10 protein-coding genes are annotated in these 12,141 nt (G+C 37.0%); 6 read left to right on the top strand and 4 right to left on the bottom strand.

Translation table 11 applies throughout. The annotated features are described in order from the left end of the window. The 4 genes from C0430_RS03900 to C0430_RS03915 all read right to left on the bottom strand — a co-directional run. The coding region (locus C0430_RS03900) for an aldehyde dehydrogenase family protein (RefSeq protein ID WP_290865687.1) at window positions 1-435 on the bottom strand (435 nt) is incomplete at its 3' end. A 202-nt stretch (window positions 436-637) separates the two neighbouring features. After that, entirely contained in the window at window positions 638-1,564 is a 927-nt protein-coding gene (locus tag C0430_RS03905; RefSeq protein WP_290865689.1) for a magnesium transporter CorA family protein, read from the bottom strand. A 341-nt stretch (window positions 1,565-1,905) separates the two neighbouring features. After that, window positions 1,906-2,271, bottom strand: coding sequence for a hypothetical protein (locus tag C0430_RS03910; protein WP_290865691.1), 366 nt, complete (start codon window positions 2,269-2,271; stop codon window positions 1,906-1,908). A 10-nt stretch (window positions 2,272-2,281) separates the two neighbouring features. Continuing rightward, window positions 2,282-3,385, bottom strand: a complete 1,104-nt coding sequence (locus C0430_RS03915; protein WP_290865693.1) for an endonuclease/exonuclease/phosphatase family protein — start codon at window positions 3,383-3,385, stop codon at window positions 2,282-2,284. Between the two features lie 163 nt (window positions 3,386-3,548). Here C0430_RS03915 and C0430_RS03920 point away from each other — a divergent pair, with 163 nt between their 5' ends. From C0430_RS03920 to C0430_RS03945, 6 genes are all read left to right on the top strand, one after another. Beyond that, complete coding sequence (locus C0430_RS03920; protein WP_290865695.1) at window positions 3,549-6,278, top strand: carboxypeptidase-like regulatory domain-containing protein; 2,730 nt, start codon at window positions 3,549-3,551, stop codon at window positions 6,276-6,278. A gap of 10 nt (window positions 6,279-6,288) precedes the next feature. Beyond that, window positions 6,289-7,710 carry a DUF5689 domain-containing protein gene (locus tag C0430_RS03925; RefSeq protein WP_290865697.1) on the top strand — a complete coding sequence of 474 codons (1,422 nt, stop codon included), beginning with the start codon at window positions 6,289-6,291 and terminating at the stop codon, window positions 7,708-7,710. Window positions 7,711-7,858: 148 nt separating this feature from the next. Further along, window positions 7,859-9,823 (top strand): endonuclease, encoded by a 1,965-nt coding sequence (locus tag C0430_RS03930; RefSeq protein WP_290865699.1) that lies wholly within the window; start codon window positions 7,859-7,861, stop codon window positions 9,821-9,823. Between the two features lie 193 nt (window positions 9,824-10,016). Beyond that, window positions 10,017-10,913 carry an LD-carboxypeptidase gene (locus C0430_RS03935; RefSeq protein ID WP_290865701.1) on the top strand — a complete coding sequence of 299 codons (897 nt, stop codon included), beginning with the start codon at window positions 10,017-10,019 and terminating at the stop codon, window positions 10,911-10,913. A gap of 44 nt (window positions 10,914-10,957) precedes the next feature. Further along, window positions 10,958-11,317 (top strand): YraN family protein, encoded by a 360-nt coding sequence (locus C0430_RS03940; protein ID WP_290865703.1) that lies wholly within the window; start codon window positions 10,958-10,960, stop codon window positions 11,315-11,317. Window positions 11,318-11,461: 144 nt separating this feature from the next. Further along, window positions 11,462-12,118: an aspartate kinase gene (locus C0430_RS03945; RefSeq protein ID WP_290865704.1), complete on the top strand. Its 657-nt coding sequence runs from the start codon at window positions 11,462-11,464 to the stop codon at window positions 12,116-12,118. Window positions 12,119-12,141 lie beyond the last annotated feature (23 nt).

Genomic DNA, 12,141 nt, shown 5'->3' on the forward strand with positions numbered 1-12,141 from the left:
CTCAGAATGCATCGTCAATCCGTACAATTGACGCGACAAACCCACTGCAAAATCACAAATGTCAATCATTTCCTGAACTTCGCCGTAACCTTCTTGAAGGCTTTTTCCCATTTCGTAAGAAACCAATTTTCCCAACGGCTCTTTGAATTTTCTCAATTCGTCTCCCATTTGGCGTACAATGTCACCTCTTCTTGGTGCCGGAACCAAACGCCATTCCAAGAAAGCTTCCGATGCTTTTTGCATGGCGCTTTCGTAATCTTCTTTGGTCGAAGTTTTTACTTTGGCTATCAAAGCTCCGTCTGCGGGTGAATAGCTTTCGATGATATTTCCGTTTGCAAAATTATTGGCTCCGGTTGATGTTCCTTCGTTTATGGCTTCGATTCCCAATTGTTTCAGGGCTTCTTTTATTCCGAATTGATTTGCTATTGTTATCATTGTAACTTTTTTGGTTAGAATTGTTATATTTATTTACAAATATATTATTTAAAGGGGAAATAGAAAGTAAATGTTTAAATATTTAAACCATCAAAAAATAAGCTTACCAAGTTTGTTTTCAACCCTGGATGACTTTGCTTTCCTCTTATTCTATTTGGAATTCCATACACTTCGTTTGCAATGGAAATCTTTGTAAAAAAATCTAGAACATATTCTTTTTCTTGAACAAGAATACACCAAAAACAGAAACCATAAGGGAAATTAACAACACAATCCAGAATCCAAATGGGTTTTCTTGCAAGTTATTGGGCACGTTCATTCCATATAAACTGGCTATTAATGTGGGAATCATTAATATGATTGAAATAGAAGTCAACCGTTTCATGATGACGTTCAAATTGTTTGATATCACCGAGGCGTAAGCGTCCATCATCCCAGCCAAGATGTTGCTGTAAATGTTGGTGGTTTCTTCGGCTTGGCGCAATTCGATTTCTACGTCCTCGAGCAATTCGGGGTCAAAAGTGTCTTTGTGGGTTTTTAAATTCTTGAGTCTTCGAAACAAAACATCGTTGCCTTTTAGGGATGTCATGAAAAACACCAAGCATTTTTCTATTTGCAGCAAAGCTTGAAGTTCCTCGTTTTTGATGGATTCTTCCAAGTTGTCTTCGGCCATTTTGATTCGCTGATTGATTTGTTTCAGGTGTTTCAGGAACCAAACGCTGGAGGACAAGAGCAATTTCAAGACTAAATCAAAATGATTGTTGATGGTAATTTTTTTGCGTTTTGTATAAGAGACAAAATCGGGAAGAATGTCTGATTCGTGAAAACACAGCGAGACAAAAATATCGCCCTTGAACATCAAACCCAATGGTGCGGTGTTGAATGGCAGTTTTGCATCGTTGCTACGGAAGGGAATTCTCAAAATAATCAGCGTCCAATCATTTTCGATTTCAATACGCGGACGCTCGTCAATATCTTCAATATCGTTGTAAAAATCTTCTGGAATTTGTAATTCTTTGAGCAGAAATTTGGTTTCTTCTTTTGTGGGACAAACTACATTAATCCAGCAGTTGTCTTCACGGTTTTCGGTTTGGGTTAAACCTTTGTTGTTTTTGTAATAAGTAATCATAATGTAATGCGTTTTTTTAGGAATAACGTTTACATTATGCAACGGACTATTCCTGGTTGTCTTTCTTTTTCTTCGAATAATAATCGTCCATTGTGGATATTTTATTTTTTTGGCAAAAGTATCGCTTTAAATAGAAAAAAATCATAATACTTTCTTAATTAAAAATATTGGGGTGCATTTTATCAACATTTCGCCCTTTTTGCGGGTTCTGGCTGTTGGTTTTTCTATTGGGAATTGTGCCGCCTTTTGTTTTTATCTAAAAAACCATTAAAATAGTGCAAGAATTTAATTCCCACAACATCTTAATGGCTTTTAATGTTTGTATTTGGATATTTCTAAAATCAGTCTTTCTTAATTTCAATACTTGATGGATTGAAAATTTGCGGAACCTGTTTTGGGTCGTTTTTGTAAGTGGTGATTTTGCCTTTTACATAAATGTTTTTATCTTTCAAATCCTCGATTTTGAGGTTTAGTTTTTCGAGATAATTAGTAGTGATTACCACTGTAAAAATACTCTCGGGATAAGCCTGGTCGATATTGATGTAATTGGTAAATTTTCCTTCGGCGGCGAGTTTGAACGAAACTACTTTTCCAAGAACGCAAACTTCTTTATCCATGTAGTCCTTGACTTTTGCCGTGGTGATGGTGTCCTGCGAAAAACAATTAATGGAGAATGTTACAAGGAAAACGAATATTAAATTTTTCATGTTTTTTTAATTATTTTGCTTCTTTTACCAAATAAATGTAGACCGGAAAGTGGTCGCTATACCCTATTTCGTTGGCGGAATGTCGCAAAGGATACCCTGCATATCTTCCAAATTTTTCTATCATGAACGGCTTATTGTAAATTCCGGCTTTCCAATATTGAAAAGTAGTAAAATCGCTCTTGATTAAAGTTTCCGAAACCATGATTTGGTCAAAAATATCTCCTGAATCTCTATAAAACAACGAAGCATTTCCATCTTTGGCCATTTGCTCGAAAGGGTTGTAAACACCAAATTGCTTCACTTCTGCTTTTTTTAATTTGGCCCCAACACCTTCTTTTACACTTTTATTGTAGGTTCCGTCGTTTAAATCTCCCATTATGATAATTTTGGAATTTGGATTTACTTTATAAATGGAATCCATGATTTTTTTGGTTAATCTTCCGGCCGCTTCGCGAAACGGGCTGCTTTTTTTCTCGCCACCTGAACGTGACGGCCAGTGATTGACCATTATGTTGATTTCTTCTCCGTCAAGAAAACCGGTTACCAATAGAATGTCCCTGGTATAAACCCTGTTGTCTTTACCAACTTCTATTTTATCCTTGTCGGCTTTGTCTTCTTCGGTTTCTTTTTCTTTTTCATTATTATTTCCTCTGTAAATAATCAGGGGAACATTAATAAAGCTAGTGGGTTTAAAATGTTTCTTTTGGTACAAAAATCCAACGTCAATTCCTCTTTTATCAGGAGAATCAAAATGCACGATTCCGTAATCATTTTTTATGATATTGGGCTGTTTGACTAAATCTTCGAGAACACCGCGGTTTTCAATTTCTGAACATCCAATTAAAGTAGGCGCTTCTTTTTGTTGGTCGTTCGTTCCTATTTGCATCAAAACTTTAGAAAGATTCTCTAATTTTTGCTTGTATTTTTCCGATGTCCATCGTTGCAATCCTCCTGGCAACCATTCTTCATCATAGTTGGTTCCTTTGATGGTGTCAAATAAATTTTCGAAATTATAAAATGCAACGGTATGCACAATATATTTTTTTTGCTGTGCATTGGCTCCAAAAATTGAAGATAAAACAAACAAAACGGCAATTAGACTTTTAATTCTCATATCTATATATTATTTAAAGGTAAAGTTTAACAAAAACTTTGGAACAAATGTAGATAATAATAATTATAAATGTAGCTTTGTAGTCCTCAAGAAATTATTTTTTTGAGCAAATGTAATTTTATTTTTACCTATGAAAAAACTTATTATTAGTACACTATTTGTAATGCAAGTAGTGTTTGCTTTTGGACAATCAGAGACTGGTGTGTCTGGTAAAGTGGTCGATTCTAAAACACAGGAACCTGTCCAAAGTGTTATTGTATCCATTCAAAACACCAATTTAACGCAGCTTACAGATGCCAATGGAAAATTTTCATTTAACAAAATGGATGTTGGAAACCAATTGTTGCTTCTTAAAAGCAATGGCTACAAAGACCAACTCATTCAAATTGAAGTTGTTGCAGGAAAAATGCTCGATGTGGGAACTGTTTCTTTCGAAGAAGATTTGACCCAAGAAAAACAATCAACCTTGATTGCCATAACGGACAACGATTTGAGCGACGACAATAGCGGCTCCGAAAGTACGGCTGGTTTGCTTCAATCCTCAAAAGACATTTTTTTACAAGCTGCTGCTTATAATTTTGGCGCGGCAAGATTTAGCGTTAGAGGAATTGACAATGAATATTCGAATGTAATGATTAACGGCATCACCATGAATCGCGTTGCCGATGGAAGACCACAATATGGCGACTGGGGCGGACTTAACGACGCCACTAGAAATCAAGAATTTACCAATGGATCTGCGCCTTCTGATTATGCTTTTGGCGGGATTGCAGGAACACAATTCATCAACACCCGAGCTTCTATTTACAGACCGGGAACACGAATTTCTTACCTTAACACCAATACCAACTACAGTAATAGAGTAATGGCGACCCACGCTTCAGGAATGGACAAAGACGGTTGGGCTTATGTTATTTCAGGAGGAAGACGTTGGGCTCAAGAAGGCTATTTTGAAGGAACTACTTATGATGCCAATTCCTTGTTTGCCAGTATCGAAAAGAAAATCAGCAACAACCACAGCCTTAACTTTACCTCTATTTATGCACAAAACAAAAGAGGTAAAAATTCTCCAAACACAGCCGAACAAACGGATTTGGCAGGAGAAAAATACAATTCCTACTGGGGTTATCAAGAAGGAGAAAAAAGAAACTCCAGAATCAAGAAATCTGAAGAGCCAATGTTTATGTTGACTCACTATTGGAAAGTGAACCCAAAAACAAACTTAAACACCACGGTTTCTTATCAAATAGGACAAATCGGAAACAGCCGTTTGGATTACACTAAATCAAACAATCCTGACCCAACTTATTACGGAAAACTACCAAGTTTTTACACCAATTATTTTGACAACAACAATAATTATATTGGTAATACACCTGCTTATATTGCAAAAGCAAATGATCAAAAAGCGCTTTTTCTTGCCAACAAACAATTGGACTGGAAAGACATTTACCGAATCAACAATGAAAATATTGACAACGGAAGCCGAATTGTTTTGTACGAAGACAGAACCGACGAAAACATTGCCACATTCAACACAAGATTGAATTCCCAACTTTCGGATAACGTTATCATGATTGCTGGCGGAAATTACTTGAATTCCAGAACCAAGAATTTTAAAAATATGCTGGACCTTTTGGGTGGAACTTATTTTGCCGACAAAAGTACTTTTGGAATTGGCGACCAACAATATTCTGATTTGAACAATCCAAATAGAACTTTGGGAGTTCGCGATCATTATGGCTACAATTACAACATCGACGTAACAAAATTGGATGCGTTTACCCAATTCAAATTTACCTATAACAAAGTAGATTTTTATTTGGCACAATCTTTCTCTCGCTCCAGTTACCAAAGAGAAGGTTTGTATAAAAACGGTTATTACCCAAACAGTTCTTATGGAAAAAGCGACAAGATTAATTTCGACAACTTTGGTTTCAAAGGTGGAATGACTTATAAAATAACGGGAAGAAACTTTATCGACCTCAACGCTATTTACATGTCGAAAGCACCTAACTCCAAAGACGTGTTTCCAAACGCTCGTGTAAACAATGACATCACGCCAAATATTACCAACGAAACCATCAAAGGAGTGGATTTGGGTTACATCATTAAAGCACCAAAATTGAAAGCTCGTTTTACTGGATATTTCTCCGAAACCTTGAACTCAACCGACATCAATTTCTATTATGCTGATGCAGTTGGCGGAGAAGGTGCTTTCGTATCGGAAGTGGTTACAGGAATCAACAAAAAGAATAGGGGAATTGAAGCGGGTCTTGAATACCAAATCACTTCTACCATCAAACTTACTGGAGTTGCCGCTTATGGAGAATACACCATAACCAACAATCCAAATGTAACCGTTACTGATGATGCATCAGCAACCACAACTTCTTTAGGAAAAGCAAATTTTACTGGATTGAAACAATCAGGAATGCCGCAACAAGCCTACTCTTTTGGAGTGGAATACAGAGATCCAAAATTCTGGTGGATTGGTGCCAATGCCAATTACATCGCTGACAATTACCTTGATGTATCTGCAATTAGAAGAACTTCCAATTATTATGATTATAATGTTGACACGAATTACAGAACCGTGGATCAAACCTTGGCAGACGGTTATTTGAGACAAGAAAAATTTGATGCTTTCTATCTTTGCAACTTGGTAGGTGGAAAATCTTGGAGAATTGGTGATAAAACGTTAGGGCTTTTTGCAAACATCAACAATGTTTTCGATATCAGCTACAAAACAGGTGGTTTTGAACAATCAAGAGATTCCAATTACACCAAAGATTACGAAGATCACCAAAGTGGTTCTTACAGCAAATTTGCTCCAAAATACTTTTACGGATACGGAAGAACATATATGGTAAATGTATATTTAACCTTTTAAATTAAACGTCATGAAAAATAAAATAAAAAATATATGTCTCGTTATTGCCTCGGCTGGATTAATGACCAGCTGCGTTAACGATACTTTCGATACGCCAAAATTTGACGACTGTGTAAGTCCCGGCTTGACAAAAACCAAGGAAGTAGCCAATTTATATACGAGTGCTCCTGCTAACGGAACAACCGTTGCATATCCTGCTGCTGCAAAAGACCCTATAACAGGCAAAGAAATTTATGATTACATCGAAGCTTATGTAATTTCGAGTGACGAAGGTGGAAATTTCTATAAAAGTATGTACTTTCAACCAACGGATGGTTCCAAAGGATTTAATCTTTCTGGCGATATCGTAAATGCTTATACCCAAAAATTTCAACCAGGTAAAAAAGTTTTTTTAAAACTTAACGGTTTGTCTTATGCGAACCCAACTGGTTTTGGAAGAGGATTGATTTTTGGTGCAGCACCAACCGAACAATATGCTGTGGACAGATTATCTAGTTTAGACTTTAAAAAATATTTAATCCCTTCTTGCGATGTGGTTAGCGAAGACGCCATTGTTCATAAAATCACTTTAGCACAAGCTTTTAGCGACACTTACTTGAATACTTTGGTAGAAATCGACAACGTGCAATTTACAGATGAAGCCGCTGGAGGAACTTACGACTCCAATTTAACAGATACCTATGACTCCAGTATTTATATAACTGACGGCTCTAAAAATCTAACCATCAGAACTAGTAGATTTGCCAATTTTGCAGGTTCAAAAGTTCCTACTGGGAAAGGTAAAATACGAGGAGTTTTGACCAAATACAATTCCACTTACCAAATTATCATGAGAACGGAACGTGACGTGAACATGCCAAACCCTAGAGTGGATTATACTCCTACGATTATAGGCGCCAATTCAACCGTTTTCCCTGCAACCGTAAACGAAACTTTCGAAAGTTACATCGCTTCACCATCACAAACCAATTTCCCAAATTACATCAATGATGCAGCTGTTGGTTCCAGATATTGGGAAGTAAAGACCTTTAGCTCTAATAAATACATCCAAATGACATCGTTTGGTTCTGGAGGTGCAAACAATACTTATTTATTTGTTCCTGTGAACATGACCACGGCAAGTAATTTTTCATTCAAGTCCAATATGGGGTATTGGAACGGTGCCGTGTTGAAAGTATATTATGTTCTGGACGCAAATTACACTCCTGGCAGTACCGTTGACGTCACAAAAATGACGAATATTACTTCCAGTTTCACCATTCCTACAACACCTACAAATGGTTACGGAACCACTTTTACATCAAGTGGTGTTTATGCCATTCCGGCAACCGTGACAGGAAATGGTTATTTTGTATTTGAATATGCAGGTAATGCAGGATCTTCTCCAGCAGTAACAACCACTTTACAATTGGATAATATTTTAGTAAATTAATTATTTTTTAAAATAAATCTAAAAAAGCTCCCTAACAGGAGCTTTTTTTATTGCTAAACTTGTGAAAATTTGAATGTAAAAATTTAATAATCCCAATATAATCAACTCATTTTAATGACTAACTTTGCGTTCTTAACCTACATTATACATGAAAAATACCTTTACCCTACTCGTTATTCTTTTTACTTGTGTTACCTATGGACAAGTCGTTATCAACGAACTGGATTCCGACACTCCAAGCACTGATGACAAAGAATTTATTGAATTAAAATCTGCAACACCAAATTTCCCCCTTGACGGTTATGTCTTGGTTTTCTTCAATGGAAATGCCGGTTCTACGACCGCAAACAAAAGTTATTACACCATAGGTTTAAACGGATTGACAACTGATGCCAATGGAATTATTCTCATTGGGAATTCATTGGTTTCTCCTGCTCCAGACAAAATATTTCCGGACAACATTATCCAAAACGGTGCCGATGGCGTTGGACTTTATCTAGGAAACGCATCGGATTTTCCAGACGACACAATGGCAACCACCACAAACCTCATCGATGCACTTATGTACGACACAAGTGATGCCGATGCTACAGAATTAATGGCTTTATTGGGGGTTACGATGCAATATAACGAAAATCAAAACAGCAGTCAAACCACGCAATCCGTTCAAAGAAAAACCGACGGAACATACGAAACCAAAGCGCCAACTCCCGGTGTCAACAACGATGGAAGCGGTATCGTTTTTAACGGAATCTCAATAACCGTAAATACTGCCGACAAAAACGAAGGAAGTAGTTTTCCCATTACATTCACAACCCAAACTAATGTGACCAGTGATTTGACTTTTAATTTCACCCTAAACAATTCTACTTTCACGACTACTGATTTTACGGGAAACACCTCCGTTTTAATTCCTTCGGGTTCCAATAGTTTTACAACAAACATCACGCTTACAGACGATGTTTTGGACGAAGGCGACGAGATTTTAAAAATTAAATTTGGAGCCATTCCATCCCAATACAAACGACTCAATGACAATATAGAGTTTCGGGTTATTGACAACGATTTTACTGTAGCTCCATTTGGGACACCTTTAAATCCAACTTATGGAATTGTTGCAAACATGATGCCCACGGGATATTATGATTCTTTGGAAGGACTTTCCGGAGCTGCCTTAAAACAAGCCATCCAGAATATTATTGCCAATCCAGCCGTGGTTCATGCACACAATTATGGCGATATCATCGAAATTCTAAAAACCGCCGATCAAAACCCGAAAAATAGTAACCAAGTTTGGTTGACGTATGTAGAACAATCCCGTTCAAAACTCGATTTTCAAGACACCGGAATCAATACCGGAAAATGGAATCGCGAACATATTTATCCACAATCTCGTGGTGGCTTTAAAGATGGAACTTCAAGTATTCCAGATGGAATAAATGTTTGGTTGCCTACAAATGCTGATGATATTCTTGCCGGTCATGCCGATGCACACCACCTTCGCGCCGAAGACGGAGCTGAAAACAGCATTCGCAACAATAATGATTATGGTTTGACAGGTTACAACGGGCCAAGCGGAACAATGGGTTCGTGGAAAGGCGATGTCGCTCGTTCAGTTTTTTATATGGCGGTTCGCTACAATGGGTTAAGCGTTGTCAATGGTGATATTGCTGACACTACGGTGGGACAATTGGGCGATTTGGCTTCCTTGTTAACCTGGAATACCTTAGATCCTTCGGATGATTTTGAAATGAATCGAAATAATTACATTTACACTTGGCAAGTCAACAGGAATCCGTTTATTGATTATCCCGATTTGGCGAATTATATTTGGGGAGCAAAAGCGGGCCAAGTATGGCATTCGAATTTAGCATCGAATGATTTTGTAAATTTAAAAGTGAATCTTTATCCAAATCCGGCCAAAAAATCAATCAACATTTCGGGTTTGAATGAAAAAGCAACAATCGAAATTTATAATAATATTGGAGCAAAAGTATTGGAGTCCAAATTCACTGGCGAAACCCAATTGCATATCGACTTTCCTTCAGGAATCTATTATGCCAAAATTAATTCGGGAGATCAAACAATGGTAAAAAAAATCTTGGTGGAATAAGCTACTTGACGATAAAAAAATATATTTGTATTGGATAACTTTAATCAAGAACCAAATCCATCCTAAATTAATTTACATTTTTTGAAATATGCGTACTATTCAATTTTTATTTAAAAATGGTAACGCTGTTTTTTATAAATTGCTAATCCTGATTTGTCTTTTGCAATTCGCCAACATTCAAGCCCAAGTACCAATGAAAATACCACCCAGTTTACAAAAAGGAGATACGATAGCCATCGTGGCAACAGCTCGAAAAAACATAGATGACAATCTAAAACCAGCCATAGATTTGCTGCACGGCTGGGGACTGGAAGTCGTGATCGGAAAATCCATCGGACTGGATGACAATCAATTGGCCGGAACCGATGCGCAACGTGCCGAAGATTTTCAACAACAACTGGATAACCCAAACATCAAGGCAATTTGGTGTGTTCGTGGCGGTTACGGAACGGTTCGAATAATTGATTTATTAGACTTTACCCAATTCAAACAAAATCCAAAATGGATTATTGGTTTCAGCGATGTTACCGTCATTCACAGCTATGTCAACCTATTAAATATTGCTTCCATTCACGCTGCGATGCCCGTAACTGTTGGGAAAGCCAGCGTTGAATCGATAGAAAGTTTGCGAAAATCCCTTTTTGGCGAAAGCCTAAATTATGAAATTCCTTTTGATGCTGCAAACCGTCTGGGAAATGCCAAGGGAGAAATTGTAGGCGGAAATTTATCCATTTTATACAGCTTGATGGGTTCGAATGCCCAAATTGATTGCAAGGGAAAAATTCTATTCATCGAAGACTTGGACGAATATTTGTACCACATCGACAGAATGATGATGAGCCTGAAACGCTGCGGCTGTTTTGATGGTTTGAATGGTTTGATCGTGGGCACCATGACAAAAATGAGGGACAACGATATTCCTTGGGGAAAAAATGCCAACCAAATTATTGCAGATGTCACAAAAGAATATTCTTTTCCAATTCTTTATAATTTTCCCGCAGGACATTTTCACGACAACAGAGCGTTGATTTTTGGGAAGCAAGTATCCTTGGAATTAAATGCGACAACTTCAAAAGTTACTTTTGAGTAAACGCAATTTTAAGACTTATCAAACTGAACACTGATTACTGAACCATGGCAGAACACAACGATTTGGGAAAACTGGGAGAAGAATTAGCCGTTGAATTTCTTCAAAAAAGTGGCTATGAAATCCTGGAAACCAACTGGACTTTTCAAAAAGCCGAAGTCGACATCATTGCCCAAAAAGAAAACACGCTCGCCATTGTCGAAGTAAAAACGCGCTCTTCATTGGAATTTGGTTTGCCACAAGATTTTGTGAAACCCAAAAAAATTCAACTTTTGGCAAAAGCCGTAAATGAATACGTGATTTCCAACAATCTGGATGTTGACGTGCGTTTTGACATTATCGCCGTTCATAAAGAAGGTCCCAGTTTTGCTATAGAACACTTAGTTGATGCATTTTATCATTTTTAATTTAATGTTGTATTTGTAACAAATTGTTTTTTTATTTATCTTTGCAAAAGGTTTACAAACAACAATCTAAGAAATCTTTGATTTTAAATTTAAAATCTCCCGAAACAAAACGGTGATTTCATTAAAAACAAACACAACTAAACTATGAAAACAGTCTCCTCAATCGTAGAAAATTACATCAAAACAAAGCCGTTTTTACTAAATGCATTATCATTGGGAATCATTAATTTGACTTCTTTGTCCAGAAATATCATGGTCGAATTAGAAAGCGAATTTAGTAAAGAAGTCAAACAAGGAGCCGTTGTCATGGCACTAAAAAGACTAACGGAAGAGTTGGATTTCAGACTCAATCACAAAATCAATAAAGTAATAAAAAACATAGGCGAGATCACGGTTCGCTCAGCATTGACGGATTACACCTTCGCTGCTTCGGAAACTGTTTTAAACAAACAAGCTGATTTGATTACCGATATCAACAGTTTTTCGGATATATTTTACACCTCGTCTCGTGGCGTAAATGAAACCAATATTGTGGTAAGCAACAGCGTCAATCATTTGGTTGACAAGCATTTTTCCAGTGAAAAATTGATTCAAAAACTAGAAAACCTGGCTTCGATAACGGTAAAATTACCTAAAGAAAACATCGTTGTTCCGGGAATTTATTATTTCATTTTCCAACGTTTGGCTTGGGAAGGAATCATCATCAACGAAGTGATTTCGACTTCAAACGAATTTACCATTTTGGTAAGCGAAGACGAAGTGGATGTGGCGTTTAAAGTAATCAAGGATTTGAAGAATTAATATTCAAGGGTCCATATCTATAT

This window comes from Flavobacterium sp., from assembly GCF_013823965.1.
Lineage (GTDB): Bacteria > Bacteroidota > Bacteroidia > Flavobacteriales > Flavobacteriaceae > Flavobacterium.